The organism is Aeromonas veronii, from assembly GCA_041319085.1.
GTDB classification, from domain to species: Bacteria; Pseudomonadota; Gammaproteobacteria; order Enterobacterales; family Aeromonadaceae; genus Aeromonas; species Aeromonas veronii_F.
The window spans coordinates 3,325,180-3,348,679 of the sequence record CP101033.1 but is presented as its reverse complement, the minus strand read 5'-3'; the positions used below and the strand labels follow the sequence as shown (position 1 = coordinate 3,348,679).

Annotated in this window: 24 protein-coding genes and 1 pseudogene; 14 read left to right on the top strand and 11 right to left on the bottom strand. The window is 59.0% G+C overall.

The features are described 5' to 3' along the window. Nucleotides 1–11: 11 nt before the first annotated feature. The 10 genes from rpoE (at nucleotide 12) to pdxJ (ending at nucleotide 8,786) form a co-directional block, all read left to right on the top strand. Nucleotides 12–593: an RNA polymerase sigma factor RpoE gene (gene rpoE / locus NMD14_15800; GenBank protein XEI32198.1), complete on the top strand. Its 582-nt coding sequence runs from the start codon at nucleotides 12–14 to the stop codon at nucleotides 591–593. A 22-nt stretch (nucleotides 594–615) separates the two neighbouring features. Further along, nucleotides 616–1,218, top strand: coding sequence for an RseA family anti-sigma factor (locus NMD14_15795; protein XEI32197.1), 603 nt, complete (start codon nucleotides 616–618; stop codon nucleotides 1,216–1,218). A gap of 21 nt (nucleotides 1,219–1,239) precedes the next feature. Further along, on the top strand, nucleotides 1,240–2,220 hold the full coding sequence (locus NMD14_15790; GenBank protein XEI32196.1) for a MucB/RseB C-terminal domain-containing protein: 981 nt from the start codon (nucleotides 1,240–1,242) through the stop codon (nucleotides 2,218–2,220). A gap of 98 nt (nucleotides 2,221–2,318) precedes the next feature. Further along, nucleotides 2,319–2,780, top strand: a complete 462-nt coding sequence (locus NMD14_15785; GenBank protein ID XEI34784.1) for a SoxR reducing system RseC family protein — start codon at nucleotides 2,319–2,321, stop codon at nucleotides 2,778–2,780. Nucleotides 2,781–2,896: 116 nt separating this feature from the next. Further along, nucleotides 2,897–4,690: a translation elongation factor 4 gene (lepA, locus tag NMD14_15780; protein ID XEI32195.1), complete on the top strand. Its 1,794-nt coding sequence runs from the start codon at nucleotides 2,897–2,899 to the stop codon at nucleotides 4,688–4,690. A 6-nt stretch (nucleotides 4,691–4,696) separates the two neighbouring features. Beyond that, nucleotides 4,697–5,620 carry a signal peptidase I gene (gene lepB / locus NMD14_15775; GenBank protein XEI32194.1) on the top strand — a complete coding sequence of 308 codons (924 nt, stop codon included), beginning with the start codon at nucleotides 4,697–4,699 and terminating at the stop codon, nucleotides 5,618–5,620. Then, nucleotides 5,621–6,292, top strand: a complete 672-nt coding sequence (rnc, locus tag NMD14_15770; protein ID XEI32193.1) for a ribonuclease III — start codon at nucleotides 5,621–5,623, stop codon at nucleotides 6,290–6,292. Nucleotides 6,293–6,353: 61 nt separating this feature from the next. Next, on the top strand, nucleotides 6,354–7,253 hold the full coding sequence (era, locus tag NMD14_15765; GenBank protein ID XEI32192.1) for a GTPase Era: 900 nt from the start codon (nucleotides 6,354–6,356) through the stop codon (nucleotides 7,251–7,253). After that, a complete protein-coding gene (gene recO / locus NMD14_15760; GenBank protein ID XEI32191.1) occupies nucleotides 7,254–7,964 on the top strand; it encodes a DNA repair protein RecO in 711 nt (236 codons plus the stop codon). It begins immediately after the preceding gene. 84 nt (nucleotides 7,965–8,048) lie between these two features. Further along, the gene (gene pdxJ, locus NMD14_15755; protein XEI32190.1) at nucleotides 8,049–8,786 is read left to right on the top strand and encodes a pyridoxine 5'-phosphate synthase; all 738 of its coding nucleotides are present in this window, start codon (nucleotides 8,049–8,051) and stop codon (nucleotides 8,784–8,786) included. A 116-nt stretch (nucleotides 8,787–8,902) separates the two neighbouring features. On the opposite strand, the gene NMD14_15750 is transcribed toward pdxJ, so the two are convergent. Genes NMD14_15750 through kbaZ form a run of 8 tightly spaced genes read right to left on the bottom strand, consistent with a single transcriptional unit; the run spans nucleotide 8,903 to nucleotide 16,062 of the window. Further along, nucleotides 8,903–9,757: a tagatose bisphosphate family class II aldolase gene (locus tag NMD14_15750; GenBank protein XEI32189.1), complete on the bottom strand. Its 855-nt coding sequence runs from the start codon at nucleotides 9,755–9,757 to the stop codon at nucleotides 8,903–8,905. After that, nucleotides 9,748–10,947, bottom strand: a complete 1,200-nt coding sequence (nagA, locus tag NMD14_15745; protein ID XEI32188.1) for an N-acetylglucosamine-6-phosphate deacetylase — start codon at nucleotides 10,945–10,947, stop codon at nucleotides 9,748–9,750. The genes NMD14_15750 and nagA overlap by 10 nt, the downstream gene beginning before the upstream one ends. Further along, the gene (gene agaF / locus NMD14_15740; GenBank protein XEI32187.1) at nucleotides 10,948–11,388 is read right to left on the bottom strand and encodes a PTS galactosamine/N-acetylgalactosamine transporter subunit IIA; all 441 of its coding nucleotides are present in this window, start codon (nucleotides 11,386–11,388) and stop codon (nucleotides 10,948–10,950) included. A gap of 48 nt (nucleotides 11,389–11,436) precedes the next feature. Continuing rightward, entirely contained in the window at nucleotides 11,437–12,315 is an 879-nt protein-coding gene (agaE, locus tag NMD14_15735; GenBank protein XEI32186.1) for a PTS N-acetylgalactosamine transporter subunit IID, read from the bottom strand. Then, nucleotides 12,305–13,078: a PTS N-acetylgalactosamine transporter subunit IIC gene (gene agaW / locus NMD14_15730; GenBank protein ID XEI32185.1), complete on the bottom strand. Its 774-nt coding sequence runs from the start codon at nucleotides 13,076–13,078 to the stop codon at nucleotides 12,305–12,307. Before agaW ends, agaE begins: the two co-directional genes overlap by 11 nt. Before the next feature lie 15 nt (nucleotides 13,079–13,093). Further along, nucleotides 13,094–13,567, bottom strand: a complete 474-nt coding sequence (agaV, locus tag NMD14_15725) for a PTS N-acetylgalactosamine transporter subunit IIB (protein XEI32184.1) — start codon at nucleotides 13,565–13,567, stop codon at nucleotides 13,094–13,096. Next, nucleotides 13,567–14,736, bottom strand: a complete 1,170-nt coding sequence (locus tag NMD14_15720; protein ID XEI32183.1) for an SIS domain-containing protein — start codon at nucleotides 14,734–14,736, stop codon at nucleotides 13,567–13,569. Before NMD14_15720 ends, agaV begins: the two co-directional genes overlap by 1 nt. Before the next feature lie 12 nt (nucleotides 14,737–14,748). Further along, nucleotides 14,749–16,062, bottom strand: a complete 1,314-nt coding sequence (kbaZ, locus tag NMD14_15715) for a tagatose-bisphosphate aldolase subunit KbaZ (protein XEI32182.1) — start codon at nucleotides 16,060–16,062, stop codon at nucleotides 14,749–14,751. A gap of 274 nt (nucleotides 16,063–16,336) precedes the next feature. Between kbaZ and NMD14_15710 the strand changes: the two are divergent. Together NMD14_15710 and cysQ are read left to right on the top strand one after the other, a co-directional pair. Then, a pseudogene (locus tag NMD14_15710) lies at nucleotides 16,337–17,125 on the top strand (DeoR family transcriptional regulator). 119 nt (nucleotides 17,126–17,244) lie between these two features. Continuing rightward, nucleotides 17,245–18,000: a 3'(2'),5'-bisphosphate nucleotidase CysQ gene (gene cysQ, locus NMD14_15705; protein XEI32181.1), complete on the top strand. Its 756-nt coding sequence runs from the start codon at nucleotides 17,245–17,247 to the stop codon at nucleotides 17,998–18,000. A gap of 96 nt (nucleotides 18,001–18,096) precedes the next feature. Here the strand turns inward: cysQ and NMD14_15700 are convergent, their stop codons facing one another. From NMD14_15700 to NMD14_15690, 3 genes are all read right to left on the bottom strand, one after another. Next, nucleotides 18,097–18,393 carry a YciI family protein gene (locus NMD14_15700; GenBank protein ID XEI32180.1) on the bottom strand — a complete coding sequence of 99 codons (297 nt, stop codon included), beginning with the start codon at nucleotides 18,391–18,393 and terminating at the stop codon, nucleotides 18,097–18,099. Between the two features lie 24 nt (nucleotides 18,394–18,417). Further along, nucleotides 18,418–18,969 (bottom strand): septation protein A, encoded by a 552-nt coding sequence (locus NMD14_15695; GenBank protein XEI32179.1) that lies wholly within the window; start codon nucleotides 18,967–18,969, stop codon nucleotides 18,418–18,420. Nucleotides 18,970–19,084: 115 nt separating this feature from the next. Beyond that, on the bottom strand, nucleotides 19,085–20,590 hold the full coding sequence (locus NMD14_15690; GenBank protein XEI32178.1) for an aminotransferase class V-fold PLP-dependent enzyme: 1,506 nt from the start codon (nucleotides 20,588–20,590) through the stop codon (nucleotides 19,085–19,087). Nucleotides 20,591–20,764: 174 nt separating this feature from the next. On the opposite strand from NMD14_15690, the gene NMD14_15685 reads away from it, so the two are divergent. Both NMD14_15685 and NMD14_15680 read left to right on the top strand, forming a co-directional pair. Next, nucleotides 20,765–21,400: a hemolysin III family protein gene (locus tag NMD14_15685; GenBank protein ID XEI32177.1), complete on the top strand. Its 636-nt coding sequence runs from the start codon at nucleotides 20,765–20,767 to the stop codon at nucleotides 21,398–21,400. Nucleotides 21,401–21,527: 127 nt separating this feature from the next. Beyond that, nucleotides 21,528–23,189 carry a putative transporter gene (locus NMD14_15680; protein XEI32176.1) on the top strand — a complete coding sequence of 554 codons (1,662 nt, stop codon included), beginning with the start codon at nucleotides 21,528–21,530 and terminating at the stop codon, nucleotides 23,187–23,189. The last annotated feature ends 311 nt before the right edge of the window (nucleotides 23,190–23,500 follow it).

Below are 23,500 nucleotides of genomic sequence, written 5' to 3'. Positions count from 1 at the left end.
TTACGGCTCTGATGAGCGACCAGAATCTACTGGACGAACAGCTGGTTGAACGGGTCCAGCGCGGCGATAAAGCAGCTTTCAACCTGTTGGTAAAAAAATACCAGCATAAGGTGGTCAACCTGGTTGCCAGGTATGTCAACAATCCCGGTGATGTGCCCGATGTGGCGCAAGAGGCCTTTATAAAAGCCTACCGGGCATTGCCGACATTCCGTGGCGAAAGTGCTTTTTACACCTGGTTGTACCGAATTGCCGTAAACACGGCGAAGAATTATCTGTCCTCCCAAGGGCGCAGGCCGCCCAGCAGTGATGTGGAGGCTGACGAAGCGGAGTCTTATGGTGGTGGTGAAGCCTTGCAAGAGGTCTCAACCCCCGAAAACTTGGTGCTGACTGACGAGATCAAGCGCACCGTGTTTTCAGCCATAGACGCATTGCCGGAAGACCTGAGGACAGCGATCACCCTCCGCGAACTGGAAGGGCTGAGCTACGAAGAGATTGCCGAAATCATGGATTGCCCTGTGGGTACGGTCAGATCCCGTATCTTCCGGGCGAGGGAAGCAATCGATAAAAAGCTGCAACCTCTGATCGAGAATTAACTGGGGAAAGACGGGTTAACTTATGGCAAATAAAGAGCAAATCTCTGCCCTGATGGATGGTGACCTATGTGACGCAGAGGTACTGAACGAGTTGGTGATGGACTCCGACTTGCAAGATACCTGGGGTCGTTACCACCTGATCGGCGATGCCATGCGGGGTGACCTGTCGGTCAAGCTGCAACTGGATCTCTGTGACAGCATCATGGCTGCGCTGGAGGATGAGCCCACCATCCTGGCTCCCAAGCCGGTTGAGACGGCTCCCGTGCTGCAACCTGTCGTTGCACCGGTCAAGACAGATTCTAATGTGATTCCGTTGTTCCGCCGGGTCGGTCAGCAGTTGGGTCAATATGCCATTGCAGCATCTGTGGCCGCTGCCGTTATCTTCGGGGTGCAGCAGTATCAGGGGCAGGGTGGCGTACCGGCCAATCCGGTGCTCAATACCATTCCTGTCGGTGGCAGTGCGGCGCCGGTGAGTGTTCACTATCCGCAACAGGATGGCGCCCGTGCCCGTCAGCAAGGGCTGACCGAGCAGCAGATGCAGGAGCAGCGTGAGCGCATCAATGCTTTCCTGCGTGACCACCAGTTGCAGCAACGCCTGCTGCAAGACAGACAGATCCAACAATAACGAATTGTCAGGGATACTAACGTGCGCCAGCCTAGCCGTATTTTGCTGGCCTCTCTCCTGCTGATCAGTGCCAAGGCCTCGGCCGACGATAAGTCGGCCGAGGCCTTGTTGCAGCAGATGCAGAGTGCCGTGCAGCAACAGAATTTCGAGTTGTCCATGGTCAAGGCCCGTCAGGGGCGTCTTGAACCGATCCGGATCAGCCATGCCGTGATCAACGGCAAGGAAGTGGCCCACCTCAGTTACCTCGACGGCAAGGCGATCGAGTATCTCCAGCGCCAGAACGAGTACACCTTCTTTGAAAACAGCCACGATCCCTACACCCTGAAGGATGCCCGCTTCCCCGGCATCTGGTCGACCCTGGTGAAGATGCCGCTGGCGCAGGTGCTGGAGAGCTATGATCCTGTGCTGGCGGGTCGCAGCCGGGTCGCCGGTGTGGTGGCGCAGGTGGTGAGGCTGGTGCCTAAAGAGGCCGACAAATATGGTTTCGTGCTCTGGATTGACGAGCAGAGCCACTTGCTGCTGCGGATCGACATGGTCGAGCGGGAAGGCAATCTGGTGGAACAGGTGCTCGGTGTCGAGCTGGATCTGCAGAGCAAACCGGCCCCTTGGCTGGTGACGCTGGCCAACAGCAAGCAACCCCCGGCGCTGGCGCTGGAGGATGCCTACCCGGCGCCGCAACAGCAGCTGAACTGGCAGATCACTTGGCTGCCCGATGGCTTCAAGGTGCTGTCGCAAGACCGGCACCAGTTGGTGACCACCAGTATGCCGGTGGATTACATGATGCTCTCCGACGGGTTGGTGGATCTCTCGGTCTATGTCTCCCGCGTAGATCCCAAGCAGGCGGTACGCCAGCAGCTGATCCGCCAGGGCGCGACCTCGCTGGTGAGCTATGTCAACGAGGTGGGGGTCGAGATCACTGTGGTGGGGGAGGTGCCTGCCGAGACCGCCAAGCGCATCGCCGAGTCGGTCCAGCCGCTGGCTCGCAACGAGGCCGTGCAGTGAGTCCATGTTCTGGGCTGACAGTGGTGCGTAGCTTGCCGTTGGCTGTGAGTCGTGTTCAGATCCCCATTGCATGAGCACGAGGTGTTGCCGTGAATGAGATGAGTGAAGAGATGGCGACCGTAGTGGCCATTGAGGGTGACCATGCCTGGGTGGAGTGCGAGCGGCGCTCCGCTTGCAGTGGTTGCCAGCAGCAATCCAGTTGCGGTACTGGCACCGTGGCCAAGGCATTTCCCCTGAAAGCTCCCCGCTTACGGGTCAGGCTGACCGCCGAGGTGCAGGTTGGCCAACAAGTGAGGCTCGGTATCCCGCAGACGAGTCTGCTGCGTGGGGCTGCGCTGGTCTATGTGTTGCCGCTGTTCTGTCTGTTGGCCGGCGCCTTGCTGGGGCAGCTATGGCTGGCACCGCTGCTCTCGGGCGGGGAGGGGGTGACCATTCTCTGCTGCCTGCTGGGGGGCGTGCTGGGCTTTTTACTGGTTCGTTACTTTTCCAACCGCCTGGATCAGGGGCGCTACGGCCCGCAGATGCTCGGCGTGGTAGTCCCTGTCCGCATCCTCCCCTGATTGAACAGGCGCTATTTCACTGGCGCTGGCGACTAAAGAATGGCCGTCAGCCGGGTTATCCAGTAAAATCGCGCCTCCATAACTGACCTTAACTAATTTTGAGTGACTCTTGCTCGATGAAACACATTCGTAACTTTTCGATTATTGCGCACATCGACCACGGTAAATCGACCCTGTCGGACCGTCTGATCCAGACTTGCGGTGGCTTGTCCGACCGCGAGATGCAGGCTCAGGTGCTTGACTCCATGGATCTGGAGCGCGAGCGCGGCATTACTATCAAAGCACAGAGTGTGACCCTGAACTACCAGGCACAAGACGGTAACACCTACCAGCTGAACTTTATCGACACCCCGGGCCACGTGGATTTCTCCTACGAGGTCTCCCGCTCTTTGGCGGCCTGTGAAGGGGCGCTGCTGGTGGTGGATGCCGGCCAGGGGGTTGAGGCACAGACTCTGGCCAACTGCTACACCGCCATGGAAATGGAGCTGGAAGTGGTGCCGGTGCTGAACAAGATTGACCTGCCTGCGGCAGAACCGGAGCGGGTTGCCGAGGAGATCGAAGACATCGTCGGCATCGATGCGATGGACGCGGTACGCTGCTCCGCCAAGACCGGCCTGGGGGTCGATCTGGTGCTGGAAGAGATCGTGGCCCGCATCCCGGCACCGGAAGGTGATCCGGATGCCCCGCTGCAGGCGTTGATCATCGACTCCTGGTTCGACTCCTATCTGGGTGTTGTCTCTCTGGTGCGGGTCAAGAACGGTTCGCTGAAGAAGAACGACAAGATCAAAGTGATGAGCACCGGTCAGGTGTGGGGTGTCGATCGTATCGGTATCTTCACGCCCAAGCAGGTGGATACCCAGGGTCTGGGTTGCGGCGAGGTAGGTTGGGTTGTCTGCGGTATCAAGGACATCCACGGCGCGCCGGTGGGCGATACCCTGACCCAGGCCAAGAACGGTGCCGACAAGGCGCTGGCCGGTTTCAAGAAGGTGAAGCCGCAGGTCTATGCCGGTCTGTTCCCCATCTCCAGCGATGACTACGAGTCGTTCCGTGACGCCCTCGACAAGCTGTCGCTCAACGACGCTTCCCTGTTCTTCGAACCGGAGAGCTCCACTGCGCTGGGCTTCGGTTTCCGTTGCGGCTTCCTCGGCATGCTGCACATGGAGATCATTCAGGAGCGTCTGGAGCGGGAATACGATCTGGATCTGATCACCACGGCGCCGACCGTGGTCTATGAAATCGAGCTGAACAACGGCGAGACCATCCACATCGATAGCCCGGCGGCGATGCCTGCGGTCAACAATATCAAAGAGATGCGTGAGCCGATCGCCGAGTGCCATATCCTGTTGCCGCAGGAGTACATGGGCAACGTGATCACCCTCTGTATCGAGAAGCGTGGCGTGCAGACCAACATGGTCTATCACGGTAAGCAGGTGGCACTGACCTATGAAATCCCGATGGCAGAAGTGGTGCTCGACTTCTTCGACCGCCTGAAATCCACCAGTCGCGGTTACGCCTCTTTAGATTACGGCTTCAAGCGCTTCGAAACCTCTGACATGGTCCGTCTGGACATCATGATCAATGGTGAGCGGGTCGACGCGCTGGCCATCATCACCCACAAGGAGAACGCCCAGTATCGCGGTCGCCAGGTGGTTGAGAAGATGCGTGAGCTGATCCCGCGCCAGATGTTCGACATCGCCATTCAGGCCTCCATCGGCAACCAGATCATCGCCCGTAGTACCGTCAAGGCGCTGCGTAAAGACGTGACCGCCAAGTGTTACGGCGGTGACGTGAGCCGGAAGAAAAAGCTGCTGAACAAGCAGAAAGAAGGTAAGAAGCGGATGAAGTCTGTCGGCCGTGTAGACGTGCCGCAGGAAGCCTTCCTCGCGATTCTCCACGTCGGAAAGGACTAATAATAGATGGCAAGCACGTTTTCCCTGATCCTGGTGGTGGTCTGTGCGATCACCGGTATTATCTGGTGTCTGGACAAGATGATTTGGTCCAAGCAGCGCGCCGCCAAGATTGCCGTGGCCCGTGCCCATGGTGGTGCCCACCTGGATGAGAAGACCCTGGCCAAGGTGGCCCCCGTGCCGGTCTGGATTGAACAGACCGCCGGGGTCTTCCCGGTCATCACCTTTGTGCTGATCCTGCGTTCGTTCATTTTTGAACCGTTCCAGATCCCGTCAGGTTCCATGATGCCCACCCTGCTGGTGGGCGACTTCATCCTGGTGGAAAAATTTGCCTACGGTCTGCGGGACCCGGTGACCAACACCAAGTTCCTCGAGACCGGCGAGCCCCAGCGTGGCGACGTGGTGGTGTTCAAGTATCCTCTTGAACCGCGTGTTGACTACATCAAGCGGGTGGTCGGCATGCCGGGTGATCGGGTCATCTATCGCAACAAGGAGCTGATGATCCGGCCCAAGTGTGAGGAGCAGGAAGGGAAAACGTGCCCGGGCTTCAAGAAGCTCGACGTCAAGTTTGAACAAAGAGGCGAATTTACCCAGATGGGGATCCCCCTTGACCGCTATACCGAGCAGTTGGGTGATGTCTCCCACCAGACCCTGCGCAACCCGCTGATGCCTGACATGGTTGGCCGTTACTACCGCCAGCCCGGCACCTACCCCGACGAGTGGGTGGTGCCGGAAGGCCAGTATTTCGTGATGGGCGATAACCGTGACAACAGCACCGACAGCCGCTTCTGGGGCTTTGTGCCCGAGCAGAATCTGGTCGGCAAGGCGGTCGCTATCTGGATAAGTTTTGAATTCGAGCGCGAAGAGGGCTCCCTGCTGCCAAGCTGGGTACCGACAGGTGTGCGCTTCAACCGCATTGGCGGAATCAAGTAAATGAATATCAAGATGAACAGACTGCAGTCCCGTCTCGGGCATGTCTTTGCGGATCTGGAACTGCTGACCCGGGCGTTGACTCACCGCAGTGCCGGTTCCCGTCACAATGAGCGACTGGAATTTCTGGGTGACTCGATTTTGAGTCTGGTGATTGCCGATGATCTGTTCCACCGCTTCCCGCAAGCGGCGGAAGGGGATCTCAGCCGGATGCGTGCCACCCTGGTGCGCGAGAAGACGCTGGCCGAACTGGGCCGGGAGTTTGACCTCGGGGATCACCTGATCTTGGGGCCGGGCGAGCTGAAAAGCGGCGGTTTTCGCCGCGAATCCATTCTGGCCGATACGGTCGAGGCGGTGATCGGTGCCGTCTATCTGGATACCAATCTTGAGACAGTGCGGATACTGCTGCTGAGCTGGTACGCCAGCCGCCTGGACGACATCAAGCCGGGCATCGAGCAGAAAGATCCCAAGACCCGTCTGCAAGAAATTTTGCAGGGAAGCCGCAAATCCCTGCCGACCTACACCGTGACCAACGTCAAGGGCGAGGCCCACAACCAGGAGTTCACTGTCCAGTGTGACGTGGAAGGTCTGGATGGTCCGATCAAAGGGGTCGGCACCAGTCGTCGCAAGGCCGAACAGGCCGCGGCGCAGCAAGCATTGGAAAAACTGTCATGACAGATACAACCGATTTGAAAAGGCGCGGTCTTTTGACACAACAGGCATTGGAAACACTGGCATGACAGATACCACCTACTGCGGCTTTGTCGCCATCGTGGGCCGCCCGAATGTGGGCAAGTCCACCCTGCTCAACAAGCTGCTTGGCCAGAAGGTCAGCATTACCTCGAAGAAGCCCCAGACCACCCGTCACCGGATTTTGGGGATCGACACCGAGGATAACTACCAGACCATCTATGTCGATACCCCGGGTCTGCACATTGAAGAGAAACGGGCCATCAATCGCCTGATGAACCGTGCCGCCACTAGTTCGCTGGGTGATGTGGCCATGGTGGTGTTCATGGTCGACGGTACCCACTGGACCAAAGACGACGAGATGGTGCTGGGCAAGCTGCGCAATCTCAAGTGCCCCGTGGTACTGGCGGTCAACAAGATCGACAACGTCAAAGAGAAAGAAGATCTGCTGCCCCACCTCGAGTGGCTGGGCCAACAGATGAACTTCGCCCATATTCTGCCCATCAGTGCCGAAAAGGGCACCAACGTGGAGAAGATCCGCGAGTGGGCAAAGGATCTGCTGCCGGAAAACGTCCACTTCTTCCCGGAAGATTACGTGACCGACCGCTCCTCCCGCTTTATGGCCTCCGAAATCATCCGCGAGAAGCTGATGCGCTTCACCGGTGAGGAGCTGCCCTACTCGGTGACGGTGGAGATCGAGCGCTTCAAGGTGGAAGAGAACGGCCTCTATCACATCCACGGCCTGATCCTGGTCGAGCGCGATGGCCAGAAGAAGATGGTCATCGGTAACAAGGGCGAGAAGATCAAGACCATCGGCACCGAAGCGCGCCTCGATATGGAACGTCTGTTCCAGAACAAGGTGCACCTCGAGCTGTGGGTCAAGGTCAAGTCGGGCTGGGCTGATGATGAGCGCGCCCTGCGCAGCCTCGGGTATGGCGACGACTGATTGCTGACCCCGGCTTTCGTCATCCACAGTCGGCCCTATCGGGAGACCAGCCAGCTGGTCGAGGTCTTCACCCAGGATAGTGGCCGATTTACTCTGGTGGCTCGCGGTTCTCGCGGGCCACGCTCCCCTCTCAAGGGGCTGCTGCAACCCTTTACTCTGCTCACCATCGCCTGGCGTGGCAAGGGTGATCTCAAGAACCTCACCCAGGTCGAATGCCCGGATCACTCCCTGCGTCTCGGCGGCGATCGCCTCTTCTACGGCCTCTATCTCAACGAGCTGGTCTACTACCTGCTGGAAGCGCACACCCCCTTCCCCGAAGTGTTCGACGCCTATGCCCGTGCCATCATGGCGCTGGCCGACGGCGAGACGCCGGAGCTGTCGCTGCGCCGCTTCGAGTTCCTGCTGTTGCAGGCGCTCGGCTATGCGGTGGATTTCGAATACACGGCGGACGACGAGTTGCCCATCGAGCCGACCCTGCTCTATGGCTTCGAGCGTGAATTGGGCTTTGTTGCTTGCGAGCGGGCGCCGGATCCCCGTACCCTGTTTCTCGGTGCCCACCTGCTCGCCTTTGCCGAGGGACGTTTCGATACCCCTCCCTTGCTGCAGGCGGCCAAACGTTTCAGCCGATTGGCACTGCAACCCTATCTGGGCAAACGCCAGTTAAAGAGCCGGGAGCTGTTTTTAAAACGCAAAGCCAGTATGCAAGGCTGACACAGATTACAGACATACGGATATTGGCGCGGTGTGATTCGCTGACCGCGCAGTCAACAGATGAAGCCTTTCAAGGAGTTCTCAATGAGTGAAATCTATCTGGGTGTGAACATCGACCATATCGCCACCCTGCGCAACGCCCGTGGCACCCAGTATCCGGATCCGGTACAGGCCGCGTTCGTGGCCGAACAGGCCGGGGCCGATGGCATTACCGTGCATCTGCGTGAAGATCGCCGCCACATCACCGACCGCGACGTGGAGATCCTGCGTCAGACTATCCAGACCAGAATGAACCTGGAGATGGCGGTGACCGAAGAGATGATCGGCATCGCCTGCCGCATCAAACCCCACTTCGTCTGTCTGGTGCCGGAGAAGCGCACCGAGGTGACCACCGAAGGCGGTCTGGACGTGGCCGGTCAGCTGGACAAGGTGACTGACGCTGTTGCCCGTCTTTCCGCTGTGGGGGCCCAGGTTTCGCTCTTTATCGATGCCGATCCCATCCAGATCGATGCGGCTGCCGAGAGTGGTGCCCCCTTTATCGAGATCCACACTGGCCGTTATGCCGATGCCACCACAGATGCCGAGCGCAACGCCGAGTTCAAGCGCATCGCCGCCGGTGCCTCCTATGCCGCTGGCAAGGGCTTGAAGGTCAATGCCGGCCACGGCCTGCACTACCACAACGTCAAGGCTATCGCTGCTATCCCCGAGCTCTATGAGCTCAACATCGGCCACGCCATCATCGGCCGTGCCGCCTTCGATGGTCTGGCCAAAGCCGTGAGCGACATGCGCCTGCTGATGCAGGAAGCCCGTCAGGGGATCTGACTCACCAGACCGGCGGCCTGAGACAGGCTGCCAAAAATAACAAGGGACGCCATGGCGTCCCTTGTTATTTTTAGCTGAACCAAGTCAATCACGGCATGGCGAGTCAACTCTCGTGATCACAGCTTTCCATCGCTCATGCACATACGGATTTTCGCCTCGACAACCTCCTCCATGGCGGCCATTGCGGGCACCAGATACTGGCGCGGGTCGCTGGCATCCGGATGAGAGCCAAGGAAGGCTTTCATCGCATCGGCGAAGGCTATCTTCAGCTCGGTCGCAACGTTGACCTTGCAGATCCCGAGCTCAATGCAGCGGCGCACATCGGCTTCCGGCACACCGGAGGCGCCGTGCAGCACCAGCGGAATGTCCACTTGCTCGCGAATGGCGGCGAGGCGAGCGAAGTCCAGACGGGGCTCCTCCTTGTAGAGGCCGTGGGCGGTACCGATGGCCACCGCCAGCGAGTCGATACCGGTGCGACGGACAAACTCGGCCGCCTTGAGCGGGTCGGTAAATTTGGCATGAGCGGCATCGACGATGAGGTCATCCTCCTGACCTCCCAGCTGGCCCAGCTCCGCTTCGACGCTGGCGCCCATACGGTGGCAGAAGGTCACCACGCTGCGCACCTTCTCGATGTTCTCTTCAAACGGAAAGTGCGAGGCATCGATCATAGCGGAGCGAATACCCGCTTCGACCTTGTTGTGGATGTCCTGCTCGTCTTCGTGGTGATCCAGATGCAGCACCAGCGGGATACGGTACTCATGGGCCGCGGCCTGACAGATGGAGACCAGATACTCGACCCCGGCATGGCGATAGGTACCCGGGGTGCCAGCCAGGATCACCGGAGATTGCATGCGAGCGGCGGTGCGAGCTACCACCTGCACGGTTTCCAGGTTGTGGATGTTGAAAGCCGGTACGGCATAACCGCGGCGCTGGGCATCTTTGAGCATTTCATGGGAAGAGATCAGATACATAGTGACTCCTGAGCGTCCTGATTGACGCGAGATCCTGAGAAAAGGGAGGAGAGGTTGGTCGGATTTATCTTCCGGCCAGCCACCCAGATGTGTTGTTGATTGAGTTCAGTGGTGAGGGCGAGCAGGTTGGCCTGTTTGCCAACCGCTAGTGAACCGAGGCGATCGGCAATGCCGAGCATCTTTGCTGGTGCCAGCGAGGCCATTGTGATGGCTTCATCGAGCGGCACATCCGCCAGCTGCACCATGTTGCGTACGGCGCCAAGCAGGGTGAGGGTGCTGCCCGCCAGGCCACCGGCCTCGGTGCGAACCACACCCTCTTTCATTTCGACCCGATAGTTGCCGAGCAGATAGTGACCGTCTGGCATACCTGCGGCGCGCATCGCATCGGTGACCAGCAGTAGGCGCTGGCCAGCACAGCAGTGACAGAGCTTGAGCACGCTCGGGTGGACGTGATGGCCATCGGCGATCAGCTCCAGCCAGGCTGCGGGATGGACAAGGCCCGCACCGACCATGCCAGGTTCTCGGTGGTGCAGACCGCACATGCCGTTGAAGCAGTGCACCAGTCCGGAGGCACCCGCTGCCAGCGCCGTCATGGTGGTGTCGTGATCCGCCGCCGAGTGGCCCAGCATCACCCGTATGCCATTTGCGGCAAGATGGTGAATGGCCGCGATGGCATTGGGCTTTTCCGGTGCCAGTGCGACCACCTTCAGGGTGCCGCGCGCCAGCTGTTGCAGATGGTTCAGTTCGGCAATATCCAGTTCACGAAACAGCGCTTGATCGTGGGCACCCTTGTTGTCCGGAGTGAAGTAGGGACCTTCCAGATAGCAGCCGAGCAGTTCGGCGCCCGGCATGCCGCGGGCAACGCCATCGGCAATGCGGGCAAGAGCTTGCTCTATCTCGGGGAGTGGGGCGGTGACCGTGGTGGCAAGAAAAGCGCCGACCCCTTCTGCCGCCTTGGCCATCGACAAGGTAGCCAAGGCATTGCCATCGCTATCCATGACATCGACGCCGGCACCGCCGTGGACATGACCGTCGATCAGCGCAGGCACCAGCAGCTCGACATCTCGTGCCGGATCGCCATCCGTGATGGGGTCGATGACGGTGATGATGCCCCCTTCATGGGTGAGCTCCTGATGTTCCTGCCAACCCTGTTCGGTTAGCAGGCGACGGGCACGGATCCGTGAGGCCATTTAAATACCCTCCTCGACGAGAGCGGTATCTACCTGACGCTCTTTGCTCATCTCATCCGCCAACGAAGTGAGACCCCGGTGGCCGCAATCAAGGGCCTGCCGGCGGAATTCACGGGCGCTGAGGCCATCGCGTTCCAGCGCCATCTCCAGCAGCAGTTGCAGGTTGGTACCGGTAATAACCTCCCGCTCTGGCTGGTGCAGTGAGAGGGTTGAGGCGACCCGAAACGGGGTGCCGCCGAGCAGATCGGTCAGGAAGACCACGCCATCTCCCTTGTCGACCTCTGCAAGGGCCGCTTCGCACTGCGCCTGCAACAGGGCGGTGGTGGAGCTCTCGGGAAAGTCGATGGCGATAACCGCGTCCTGTTCGCCGAGGATCTGCAGCATGGCTCGCTCCAGACCGCTGGCGAAACCGCCATGACCACAAATGATGATGCCCAACATAGTCTGTTCCTTTACTGCAAAGGGGGCCGGCTTGCTGCCGGCTCCGGATTAGAGGAAACCGGCGAACTTGCCGACGATACCGAGTACGACCGTGATGACGATGAGACGCAGCGGGCTCCAGCCTTTGCGGATCAGGGCGTACATCGCCAGGGTGTAGAGCAGCGGCAGGAACGCTGGCATCAGCTTGTCGAGCACATCCGCCTGCAGTTTGACGACCGCATCACCGGCGGTGATCTCCAGCGTGGTGCCAAGGCGCACATAGGTGGCAACCAGAGCGCCAATGACCGTCATGCCGACAATGGAGGCGGCATGCCCCACCTTGCGGGTATTGGCCTTGATGACCGGAATGGCCGCCACCCCCATGCGGTAGGCGTAGTGCGCCAGACCAAAGCGCAGGCCGAAGTGGACCACGTTGAACAGCAGGAAGAAGACCACAGCCCCCATGATGGAGCCTTGCAGCGCCAGATCTGCCCCGATGCCGCCACAGATGGGGAGCAAGGTGAGCCAGAACATGGCATCGCCGATCCCGCCGAGCGGTGCGCCGACTGCGATCTTGGTGCTCTGGATGCTGTTGACGTTCTGTTTGGAGCGCTCCATCGCCAGCACGATCCCCATCACGAAGGTGACCAGGAAGGGGTGGGTGTTGAAGAAACCCATGTGCCCTTTCATGGCCCGGGAGAGATCCCGCGGATTGGTGTGGATCTTCTGCAGTGCCGGCAGCAATCCATAGAGCCAGCCGGAGGCCTGCATCCGCTCATAGTTGAAGGAGGCCTGCAGCAGCAGGGAGCGCCAGGCAAAGCGGTTGATATCCTGCTTGGTCAGTTCGGCGCCAAGTTGCTGATCTTCATAGGTGTCGTCAGAAGGTGCATGAGACAGTTGTGGTTCGACTGCCGAGATGACCCGGGCTGCGGTGTTGTTAGATGCCATCTTCAGTTTCCTCCTGGACAGGACGAGCTTGCGGGGTGGTGGTGCGCATGAAGTCGATCAGGGCCATGGCCAGTGCGGCGGCAGCGATGGCCAGCACCGGTAGCTGGAGCCAAGCAGCAGCAACGAAGCCGAGAATGAAGTAGGGGATGTAGACGTTCTTCATCATGATTTTGAGCAGTACGGCAAAGCCGATGGCGGGCATGATGCCGCCAGCGACGCCGAGACCGTCAATGAGGCGGGCAGGCAGCACGTCGATGGCCGCCTTGGCATGCTCTGCCCCGAAGTAGGTGGGCAGGAAGGCACAGAGGAAGTAGAAGGTACCCAGAGCCAGCAGCGCCAGATAGTTGACCCGCTCTATCCCTTTGGTATCACCCGCTTCAGCCATGCGATCACAGCGAGACATGACCCCGGACATGACCGAGAAGAGGAAGGTGATCCCCATCTGGACGGCAACGGCGAAGGGAACGGCAACCCCGACCGCCACATCCGGTTTGACCCCGGTGGTGATAGCGAAGGTGGCTCCGACTATGGTGCCGATGATGACGTTGGGTGGCTGTGCGCCCGCCAGCGGCGCCAGCCCCATCCAGACCAGCTCCAGAGTACCGCCCACCAGAATACCGGTGGGCAGGTCGCCGAGGATCAGGCCAACCAGCGGCCCCAGTACGACGGGCCGGTGGAAGTGGGTCAGACCATTGAACAGGTCTAGTCCGGCAAAAAATGCCAAAATCCCCAGTAGAAGTCCTTGTAATAAACTGATTTCCATCACAATTGTCCTTAATCAGAGCAAATTGAATATGTCCTGTGCCGGTTCGGTCGGCACGCCCTGGACATAGCACTCGACATGGGCGTCCCGCAGGGCGCGAAATGCGGTGATGTCCTGTTCGTCCACGGAGACGGTCTTGTGGATTTGACGCTTGCCGTCGGCGTAGTGCATGTTGCCGACGTTGATCCGGGAGATGGGGACACCTCCCTGAACTAGGGTGTTGAAGTCGCTAGGATTTTTGCAGACCAGCAGGATCTTCTGGCGATCCGCCGCCTTGTGGATGTTGTCGATCACCTTCTGGATCGGCCAGAACCGCACCGCAATGCCTTCGGCCAGCACCATTTCCATCAGGTTCTGCTGGATGGGGTCCTCTGCCACTTCGTCGTTGGCAACCAGCACCAGATTGGCACCGGCAAAGCCGACCCACTGGACACCGACCTGACCGTGGATCAGGCGCTCATCGATCCGGCTCAATACGATATTGGGCATCACAGCACTCCTTCTTGGTGGAACGGATAGATATTTACCCCCTGTACGACCCGGTTGACTTGTCCTGTTGGGCAGGGATTGTCCGGGCTGATACCCAGTCCCAGCGAGGTATGGAAGGCGTAGAACTGGGCATAGAGCAGGTAACAGAAGGCGAGCTGGGCATCGTCACCATGCAGGGTGTGGGGCAGATAGATGTGCTCGCCTTCCTCAATGGAGGGATGGTGCTGGTCAGCGATGGCGACCACCCGGGCGGCCTGGCCATCAGCCCGCAGTTCGCGCAGCAGATCCAGATCGTATTGACGGGTATAGGGGTCGTTGGAGATGAGCTGAACGATCAGAGTCTGTGCATTGACGACGGATTTGGGGCCATGGCGAAAACCAGTGGGAGAGTCAAACAGGGCGACCAGTCGGCCGGCGGTCAGTTCCAGTAACTTGAGCGCCGATTCCTGGGCGACTCCTTGCAGGCTGCCGCTGCCAAGATAGATGACCCGTTGTGGCAACGGCTCATTCCATGCCGGCACCTGCTGAACAACTTGCTCAAGGATCGCTTCACTGGCGTCAGCCAGCGGTGCGCAAGCCTGCTGGTTGAACTGTGTTGGCAGGAAGACGGCAAGACAGCTCAGCATCATGCTGGTCAAGCTGCTGGTCATGGCAAAGCTGCGATCATTGGTCTGTGGCGGCATCAGCAGGGCCAGAGAGCGGCCATCTTGTTGGCAGCGGCGATAGAGCGCCCCTTCGCCGTTACAGGTGAGCACCAGATGATGGCAGTTGTCGAGCAACTGGCTGGCCAGTTCGACCGCAGCCACGCTCTCCGGGCTATTGCCAGAACGGGCGAACGAGATGAGCAGGGTCGGGCAATCCTCGGCCAGATATTCGGCCGGATCGGTGACGATATCGGTGGAGGCAATCGCCTCGAACCGGCTATTCAGGCGTGCAGAGAGGTAAGGAGCCAGTGCTCGCCCGGCAAAAGCGGAGGTACCGGCACCTGTCAGGATCACCCGCAGATTGCCATGGGCGAGCAGGGGGGCGAGAAATCGGTCCAGTGTATGACGGCACTCCTCCACCATGGCAAGGGTCTCTCGCCAGGTTGCCGGTTGGTGCTGAATTTCGCGGGCTGTCGCCAGGCCGTTGGCCGTGCGCAGCATCTCTTCTGAATAACCAAGAATCATGTCTACAACTCCTTAAACAACAGGGTCGAGCTGGGAAGGACAGGGGCTGGCTGTGCTGCAGGCGTTGGCATAGCTGCGCAACACTTCCTGCACCTGATCGAGAATGAGCTCATGGGGATTGGCCGACAGGGTGCCCTGACGAACCTTGCGGTACTGCAGGGGCAGGTGCTGGCTGAGCAGTGGCAAGGGAATTGGCTCTGCGGCCAGGTTGGTGAGCAATCTGGCATAGCACTCATCGACGCGCGCATCGGGCCAGTAGTAACGAATGCGGTCTGAGTAGCTGTAACCGCGAGCGAGTCGGCATTCGTTGGCACTGCCCTGATAGTGGCTGCGCCAGAAGTCGGGGCGATCCAGCATGGTCTCTTCCATCACCTGGCGCAGGCCCGAGCAGGCCTTGGCGACAACCAGCTCCTCTTCGATGGCGGCAAGGGCAAACAGTGCTTCACGCAGGGCGAAGGTGAGGGCCGGGCCGACCTTGAGAATGGCAAAGTGGTCGCGAACAAGTTGGCGGTAGACCTCGGGGGTCTGGTAATCGGTGGAGTGAGCCTCGAACACCAGATGGGGGTAGGCTTCAATCATCCGGCTCAGTGGTGCCGCTTTCGCGGGTTGGTAATCGATGATGTGAGTGTGGTCAAACTCGACCCCTGGCTGGACAACGAGTCCGATCACCCGTGGCCAGATATGGGCCAGGCCAACCTGAGCGAAGGCTTGCTGATGGGCCTCCAGGGTATGGCGAGCAGCTTCTGGTGTGGTGACGGCCAGCTCGGCCAGATCTTCATGGGCACCACCCGGCACCGGCACCTCGGTGCCAATCACATAGACCAGATCGCTCTGGCCAAAGGTGGCCAGACAGGTTTGCTCGGCGATCTGCGCCAGACGGGCGGCCCGCTCTGCGACCAGCTCATCGGTCAGCGGCACCGGATCACCCTGACAAGACATGCTGCAGTCGAGATGGATCTTCTTGAACCCGGCGGCAACATAGCAGGCAATCAGCTTTTCGGCATGGGTCATGGCCTGCTCGGCAGGCTCACCTTGCCAGCGGTTGGGACCAAGGTGATCGCCTCCGAGAATGAGTCGGTGTGCCGGAAATTGGCACTCGGCAGCCAGTTGATACAAGAGATCACGAAAATCGGCTGGAGTCATGCCGGTGTAACCACCGAACTGATCCACCTGATTGGAAGTAGCCTCGACCAGCAACAGTTGATCCCCTTCGGCGGCCAAACGCAAAGCGGCCTCCAGCACCAGCGGGTGAGCGGAGCAGACGGCATAGATCCCGACCTGTTCTCCCTGTTTATGTCTTTCGACCAGTGCCAGCATGGATTTCATTTTGATCTTCCTTCGTTGCTCCAGATGAAAGTGATCTTTCACTTCGTTTCCTTTACCCTAGTGGTGATACAAACAAAACGAAACAAAAGAGTTCTGTCTTCTTGAGGTCGATCACAAAAAAGAAAGACATTGAAAGGGTTGCGCGATAGAAAATGAAAATGTTGCTGTTAAAAAGCTTAGTAATGGCTTGATTTGACTCTTCTGCTGAGCGTTAATATGAATACGTAACGAAGTGAAAGAGCATTTTCACCACAGCATTCCGGCAGAAGAGACTATGCAGACAACAGAAAAGAGCGTGCTCGGTACCAGCGAGCGGCGGGAACGGATCATTCAGCAACTGCGCAGCAATGGCAGTGTTCAGGTCAATGAACTGGCCACCTACTATCAGGTGTCGACCGTTACCATTCGCAACGATCTGGCATTCCTAGAAAAACAAGGGGTCGCTGTACGCGCCTATGGTGGAGCCCTGCTGTGTGAACCTAATCAGGCCGTGTCCGAGCGGACCATTGCCGACAAAAGTGTGCTCAATACGCCAGCCAAACAGCGGATCGGCGCGCTGGCGGCCACGCTGGTGCCACCCGGGTGTCGTCTTATCCTCGATTCGGGGACGACAACGCTGGAGGTGGCGCGCCATCTTAAGGGACATCAGGAGATCCTGGTGATGACCAATGGCATGAACGTGGCCAATGCACTGCTGGAGGCCGAAGGGGTGGATCTGCTGATGACGGGCGGACACCTGCGCCGCAAATCACTCTCGTTCTATGGTGCGCAGGCCGAGCAATCCCTGCAAAACTACCATTTTGACCTGCTGTTTCTCGGTGTGGATGGCATCGACCTCGAGCGAGGTGTCAGTACCCATTACGAGGATGAAGCGCGCCTTAATCGCTGCATGTGTCAGGTCGCCGAGCGGATCATCGTGGTCACCGACTCCAGCAAATTTGGCCGACGCAGCTTACACAAGATTATCGATACCCTGCGTATTCACACCCTGATCACCGACGATGCCGTGCCTGCCGATATCCTTGCTGGATTATGCCATGCAGGAATCGAGGTGATGCTGGTACCGGCCGATGGCAGTTTAGGGCAAGAGAAGCGGGGACAATATAATCCAGAGCAATCAGCTATAAGTAGTTGATGAAAAACGCGATAGACTGGGTTTCTTACCCACAGGACGAGCATGTTATGTACCCCCCCGATATCACCGACCTTGAACCTGTCGCTCGCGCGGCAGGGGCGGCCATCATGGCCATTTACAGCCAGCCCTTCGCGGTGGAGTACAAGAGCGACGAGAGTCCGCTGACCGCGGCCGACAAGGGGGCTCATGAGGTGATAGTGCAGGGGTTGGCACGGCTGACTCCCGACATTCCCGTATTGTCGGAGGAGTCGGGGCCCGAGGTGATGGTGGCGCGCCACGGCTGGTCACGCTACTGGCTGGTGGATCCCCTCGACGGTACCAAGGAGTTTGTCTCCCGCAATGGCGAGTTCACCGTCAATATCGCGCTGATTGAAGAGGGTGCGCCGCGTTGGGGGCTGGTCTATGCTCCTGTGCTGGACAAGCTCTGGTATGGCGGCAAGGGGCTAGGGGCATGGCGCATCACCGATGGCAAGCGCGAGTCTATCCAGACCCGGCCTCATCGTGAAGGAGAGGCGTGGCGAGTGGTGGGCAGTCGTAACCACCTGTCGCAGGAGACTCTCGATTTCCTGGCTCCTTTTGGCGAGATCGAGCTGGTTTCCATGGGCAGCTCCCTCAAGTTCTGCATCATCGCAGAGGGGGACGCCGAGCTCTATCCGCGCCTCGCACCCACCTGCGAGTGGGACACCGGTGCGGCGCAGGCGGTGCTGGAGGGAGCGGGGGGCTGCGTCACCCAACTCGATGGCTCACCCCTTGCCTACAACAAGCCCGATATCCTCAACCCCTGGTTTGTCGCCAGGGCGTGATCTTGCCGAAGAGCTGAACATCGCTCACATCGCCCCATAAAAAGCGGCCGGAGCGGGTTACACACCCACTCCGGCCTCTTTGCATCTGACGCGGGTTTATAAGACTTTCTTGAACGGCTTGATGGTGACCTTGGCAAAAACACCGGCGGTCACATAGGGGTCGGCATCGGCCCAGGCTTTGGCGTCAGCCAGCGAGGCAAATTCGGCGATGACGGTGCTGCCGGTAAAGCCTGCATCGGCTGGGTCCTCGGCATCGATAGCCGGGTGGGGGCCAGCAGTCAGCAGGCGCCCTTCATCCTGCAGCGCTTGCAGCCGGGCCAAGTGAGCAGGGCGAACCTGCTTGCGCAGCGGCAGGCTATTTGGGACATCTTCGGAGTAGATGAGATACCACATGAGAGGATCCTTTTCTGATGAGGGTTATTTTTTAAGCTCGTTCTTTTGTTCGGCAGGGATGTGGCGGTAGAGATAGACGCCGCTGAGCAGGGTAAAGACCAGCGTCATCCCCAGCAGGCCGAACACCTTGAAGTTGACCCACATCTCTTGCGGCAGGTTGAACGCCACGTAGAGGTTGAGCAGGCCACAGACGGTAAAGAAGCCGACCCAGCCGAGATTGACCTTGTCCCAGACCGCATCGGGCGCTTGCAGCTCCTTGGCCAGCATCTGCTTGATCAGGTTCTTGCCAAAGCCGTAGCGACTGATGAGCAGACCCAGTGCGAACAGCACGTTGATAACTGTCACCTTCCACTTGATGAAGGTGTCATCGTGGAAGAACACGGTGAGGCCACCGAAGAAGCCGACCAGCAGGAAGGTGAACAGCTGCATCTTCTCAACCTTGCGATAGCGGATCCAGCTATAGGCGAGCTGCAGACCGGTGACGACCACCAGTGCGCCGGTGGCCATGTAGATGTCGTAAAACTTGTAGACCGCGAAGAAAACGATAAGTGGAATAAATTCAATAAATTGCTTCATGTTTGGCGCGTAGCCCTCAAGAATGGATCTCAAAATTTTGTCCAGTTTACCTGCCCGATGGGCAACGGCAAATGAATAAGACCGCCCAATTTACGTCCAGTTCCCTGGCGCGGCGCTAGCCAAATAGCTGGCAGGCAAGGGGCTCGCCCAACCGTTTTTGATCCGCCAGCAGCTCGCGGATATGGCGCTCTTCGATAAGCGGGTTAAGCAGCACGGCGCGCAGCAGGGTGAGCGGCTGGGCGCCGTAGCGCACCACTGCCCGCTGGGTGCGGGAGACAAAGCTGTGCCCCTCGGCCCGCTGGGCTTTTTGCAGCGCCACGTTGAAGGCGTTGATCTGCGCGTTGGCCGCTTCGTCCAGCGCCTTGCCCTGCAGGTGGGGCGGGATGCAGCGGTAGGAGAGCAGGTTCATCACCGGCGCCGACATCAGCTCGAAGGCAGGATCGCTTTCGATAAGTTCGGCCATCAGGCGGGCCCGGTCGTAGTTGGCCTCGATCAGGTCGGCATAGCCTTGCTGGCCAAATAGCTGGAAGGCGGCATCCAGATAGAGGGCGTTGGCCGGGCGGGTGCCTTCCAGCGTAAAGCGGCCCTGATCAAACGAGGTGGCGCGAATGGCGTAGGGAGCCTCCCGCTTGACCGCCATCATCAGATTGGGCTGGCGGCAGAGCAGCATGCCGGTACCGAGCGGCACCAGCAGCTGTTTGTGGCCATCTAGGGTGACGGTATCGGCTCGCTCGATCCCGGCCAGCAGGTTTTGATAGCGGGGGGAGAAGAGGGTCGGGCCGCCCCAGGCTGCATCCACATGAAAATGGATCTGCTCGCGCTCGGCGATGGCGGCCAGCTCCGGCAGCGGATCGATGGAGCCAAAGTCGGTGCTGCCCGCCACGCCGACCAGCGCCAGCACCTTCAATTTCTGTTCTTTGCACTGGATCAGCGCCTGCTCCAGCGCAGCCAGACTGAGCCGGTTCTGCTCGTCGGTCTCAAGGCGCCAGACGCTGCGGGCGCCCAGTCCCAGCAGATCCATCCCCTTGTCGAAGGAGTAGTGCATCAGCCGGGAACCCAGAATGACGGCGCCGCGATAGCCCTGCTCATAGAGGGCAAACAGGTTGTCGCCGCAGGCGCGGTTGCGGGCCAGCCACAGCGCCGTGACGTTGGCAATGGTGCCGCCGCTGGTCATGACGCCGAGGGCGGCATCCTTGGCATGCATCTGCTCGCCGTAGAAGGCATCGTCCCGGCCATAGATGAGGCGGTGCAGCTTGGCCAGCACCTCCCGCTCCAGGAAGCTGAGCAGGCGGGAGGACTCCATCTTCATCGGATTCTGGTTCAGCATCACCAGCAGGCGCGACAGCTCGGCGGTATAGGCCGGCAGTGGCGCCGTCATGTGGCCCATGTAGCGTGGCGAGGTGAGGTGAGAGGCGCCGGGCACCAGGGTCGCCAGACGCGCCAGATACTCCTCGATGGAGAGGCCAACCGCAGGCATACAGGATTGATCGAGCTGGTGGGTGAACTGGTCTCGCTGGTAGGGGACCTGACTGTCGTCGGAGTGGTGGAAGCTCTCCAGCAAGGTGTTCATCGCCTCGCCAAAGGCGGGATCCGCTTGTGCAAACAACTCAGTCAACTTCATCAGGTTCTCCAGACCAGGTCACCGGGGTAGGTGTCTATGCCGCTTGTCTCGGGCATCGGCGGCAGAGCATACACCAAAGGGGGGCGGGTGACAGCCACCCCATTTTTTAAGCGAACACTTGTACTCTGAAATGGCGCTGGGTAGAGTGTCGCCAATGATGACGGAGTGAATGTTATGAGTGGTGTGATGGATTACTCCCCCCGGGAAGAGCTGGCCAACCGGCTGAGCCACGGTGCGGGATTGTTGCTGGGGATTGTCGGGCTGGTGCTGCTGCTCATCAAGGGATGGGGACAGGGCACGCAGGCGCTGGTGAGCTACAGCCTCTATGGCGGCAGTCTGGTACTGCTCTATCTGGCCTCGACCCTGTATCACAGCATGGCGGAAGGGCGGGCCAGACGCTGGTGCAAGGTGTTTGATCACTGCGCCATCTATCTGCTGATTGCCGGTACTTACACTCCTTTTCTGCTGGTAGCGCTCGACACGCCGCTGGCGAAAGGGTTGATGGTGGTGATCTGGGTCTTGGCGCTGGCTGGCGTGGTGTTCAAGCTGGTGTTTATCAACCGCTTCAAGAAGTTGTCGCTGTTTACCTACCTGATGCTGGGCTGGCTGTCGCTGGTGGTCATCTATCAGCTCTACATCCATCTGGCCGGTGAGGGGCTGCTGCTGCTCGGGCTCGGCGGCCTTATCTACAGTCTCGGGGTTATCTTCTATGTGGCCAAGCAGATCCCCTATAACCACGCTATCTGGCATCTGTTTGTGCTGGGTGGCAGCGTTTGTCACTTTATGGCCATTTACGGCTACGTCGCCTAACGTCGTGCAACTAGCCCTTAATTGGTATTGATAGCGTGTAAATGGATAAATTCGTGCGGTATCACACAGTTGGTATCAGCGTTTGCTGACAAGCTAGGGCCAGTTCAATTCGCAAAGGATGCACGAAATGAGTGAAATCGCGCTTTCCATCAGCATGTTGTCGCTGGTGGCAGTGCTAGGACTCTGGCTGGGGAACTGGCGGGTCTATGGCGTTGGGTTAGGGATCGGTGGGGTGCTGTTCGGCGGCATCATAGTGGGTCACTTTGCCGGAGTGTCGGATCTCGCTCTGGATGAGCACACTCTTCATTTCATTCAAGAATTTGGCCTGATCCTGTTTGTCTATACCATCGGCATCCAGGTTGGGCCGGGCTTCTTCTCGTCATTGCGCAGTTCGGGTCTCAAACTCAACGCCTTTGCCGCTCTGCTGGTCATCCTTGGCTGCGTGGTGGCTGCCGGCTTGCACCAACTGTTTGATGTGCCGCTGCCGGTCATTCTGGGGGTCTTCTCCGGCGCCGTCACCAATACGCCATCCCTCGGTGCGGGCCAGCAGATCTTGGCCGAGCTGGGCGCTGCGCCCGGTTCGACCGGTCTGATGGGGATGGGCTATGCGGTCGCCTATCCGTTCGGCATCTGTGGCATTTTGCTCACCATGTGGTTGGTTCGGGTGTTCTTTCGTATCAAGATCGACGATGAAGCCGCCCAGTTCGAGCTACAAACCGGTAAAACCAAGGAGAGCTTGCAGACCATCAACATCGCGGTTCGCAACCCCAATATGCACGGGCTGATGCTGAGCGAGATCCCGAGCCTCGATGAATCTGATGTGATCTGTTCACGGCTCAAGCGTGGCGATGAACTGATGGTGCCGCGCCCGGAATCCCGTATCGAACTGGGTGACTTGCTGCACCTGGTCGGTGAGCGTCACGCGCTGCACAAGGTGTTGCTGGTGCTTGGAGAAGAGGTCGATACCTCCCTCTCTACTCGCGGTACCGATCTGCGTGTCGAGCGGGTAGTGGTAACCAACGAGCAGGTGCTGGGTAAGAAGATCCGCGATCTCGACATCAAACAGCGCTATGACGTGGTGATCTCCCGCCTCAATCGGGCTGGTATTGAACTGGTGCCGACCAGCCAGACCAGCCTGCAGTTTGGCGACATTCTTAACCTGGTGGGACGCCTCGATGCTATCGAAGCGGTGACCAATGTGGTCGGCAACGTGCAGCAAAAACTGCAGCAGGTGCAGATGTTGCCGGTCTTTATCGGGATTGGCCTAGGGGTATTGCTCGGCTCCATTCCCTTCTATCTGCCCGGATTCCCGGCCGCGCTCAAGCTGGGTTTGGCGGGCGGACCACTGGTGGTGGCGCTTATCCTGTCGCGGATCGGCAGCATCGGCAAGCTCTACTGGTTCATGCCCCCCAGTGCCAACCTGGCGCTGCGCGAAATCGGTATCGTGCTATTTCTGGCCGTAGTCGGCTTCAAGTCCGGTGCCGGCTTTGTTGATACCCTGATCAACGGTGATGGCCCCTCCTGGATGCTATATGGGGCCGCCATTACCCTGATCCCGCTGCTGGTGGTCGGTGTGCTGGCGCGCCTCTACGGCAAGATGAACTATTTGACCCTGTGCGGTTTGCTGGCCGGCTCCATGACCGATCCTCCCGCGCTGGCCTTTGCCAACGCCATGCACCCGACCAGTGGTGCCAGTGCGCTCTCATACGCCACTGTCTACCCGCTGGTGATGTTCCTGCGGATCATTTCGCCGCAGCTCTTGGCTATCATCCTCTGGGCTGGCGCCTAGGGTTAATCTAACCAGGAGCATGCCGTGTCATGCTCCTGTCATTGTTTTGTAATTTATTGATAAATTTGGTTTTTACCCTTCCAGTCTTGCTATTTCGTACCATCCTGTTTGGCTGAATAATTCAGCTTCAAATCGGTCTATTCTTTCGAATTTTCGAGCTGGTTATTTTTTCCCTCAATCTGCAAAGTAAGCCGTGGCTTTTTGCATGCAAATCAGGATTCAGGAGAGAACATGATTACCAATGCCGTTACCTTGGAACAGGGCGTAACCGTAACCCAACTTAAAGGACAAATTTATCTGGTGGCCACAGA

What these genes read in the sequence shown, in the direction of transcription:
- rpoE (XEI32198.1), top strand. Translation starts at nt 12, where the DNA reads ATGAGCGACCAGAATCTACTGGACGAACAGCTGGTTGAACGGGTCCAG.
- NMD14_15795 (XEI32197.1), top strand. Translation starts at nt 616, where the DNA reads ATGGCAAATAAAGAGCAAATCTCTGCCCTGATGGATGGTGACCTATGT.
- NMD14_15785 (XEI34784.1), top strand. Translation starts at nt 2,319, where the DNA reads ATGAGTGAAGAGATGGCGACCGTAGTGGCCATTGAGGGTGACCATGCC.
- lepA (XEI32195.1), top strand. Translation starts at nt 2,897, where the DNA reads ATGAAACACATTCGTAACTTTTCGATTATTGCGCACATCGACCACGGT.
- lepB (XEI32194.1), top strand. Translation starts at nt 4,697, where the DNA reads ATGGCAAGCACGTTTTCCCTGATCCTGGTGGTGGTCTGTGCGATCACC.
- rnc (XEI32193.1), top strand. Translation starts at nt 5,621, where the DNA reads ATGAATATCAAGATGAACAGACTGCAGTCCCGTCTCGGGCATGTCTTT.
- era (XEI32192.1), top strand. Translation starts at nt 6,354, where the DNA reads ATGACAGATACCACCTACTGCGGCTTTGTCGCCATCGTGGGCCGCCCG.
- pdxJ (XEI32190.1), top strand. Translation starts at nt 8,049, where the DNA reads ATGAGTGAAATCTATCTGGGTGTGAACATCGACCATATCGCCACCCTG.
- NMD14_15750 (XEI32189.1), bottom strand. Translation starts at nt 9,757, where the DNA reads ATGTATCTGATCTCTTCCCATGAAATGCTCAAAGATGCCCAGCGCCGC.
- nagA (XEI32188.1), bottom strand. Translation starts at nt 10,947, where the DNA reads ATGGCCTCACGGATCCGTGCCCGTCGCCTGCTAACCGAACAGGGTTGG.
- agaF (XEI32187.1), bottom strand. Translation starts at nt 11,388, where the DNA reads ATGTTGGGCATCATCATTTGTGGTCATGGCGGTTTCGCCAGCGGTCTG.
- agaE (XEI32186.1), bottom strand. Translation starts at nt 12,315, where the DNA reads ATGGCATCTAACAACACCGCAGCCCGGGTCATCTCGGCAGTCGAACCA.
- agaW (XEI32185.1), bottom strand. Translation starts at nt 13,078, where the DNA reads ATGGAAATCAGTTTATTACAAGGACTTCTACTGGGGATTTTGGCATTT.
- agaV (XEI32184.1), bottom strand. Translation starts at nt 13,567, where the DNA reads ATGCCCAATATCGTATTGAGCCGGATCGATGAGCGCCTGATCCACGGT.
- NMD14_15720 (XEI32183.1), bottom strand. Translation starts at nt 14,736, where the DNA reads ATGATTCTTGGTTATTCAGAAGAGATGCTGCGCACGGCCAACGGCCTG.
- kbaZ (XEI32182.1), bottom strand. Translation starts at nt 16,062, where the DNA reads ATGAAATCCATGCTGGCACTGGTCGAAAGACATAAACAGGGAGAACAG.
- cysQ (XEI32181.1), top strand. Translation starts at nt 17,245, where the DNA reads ATGTACCCCCCCGATATCACCGACCTTGAACCTGTCGCTCGCGCGGCA.
- NMD14_15700 (XEI32180.1), bottom strand. Translation starts at nt 18,393, where the DNA reads ATGTGGTATCTCATCTACTCCGAAGATGTCCCAAATAGCCTGCCGCTG.
- NMD14_15695 (XEI32179.1), bottom strand. Translation starts at nt 18,969, where the DNA reads ATGAAGCAATTTATTGAATTTATTCCACTTATCGTTTTCTTCGCGGTC.
- NMD14_15690 (XEI32178.1), bottom strand. Translation starts at nt 20,590, where the DNA reads ATGAAGTTGACTGAGTTGTTTGCACAAGCGGATCCCGCCTTTGGCGAG.
- NMD14_15685 (XEI32177.1), top strand. Translation starts at nt 20,765, where the DNA reads ATGAGTGGTGTGATGGATTACTCCCCCCGGGAAGAGCTGGCCAACCGG.
- NMD14_15680 (XEI32176.1), top strand. Translation starts at nt 21,528, where the DNA reads ATGAGTGAAATCGCGCTTTCCATCAGCATGTTGTCGCTGGTGGCAGTG.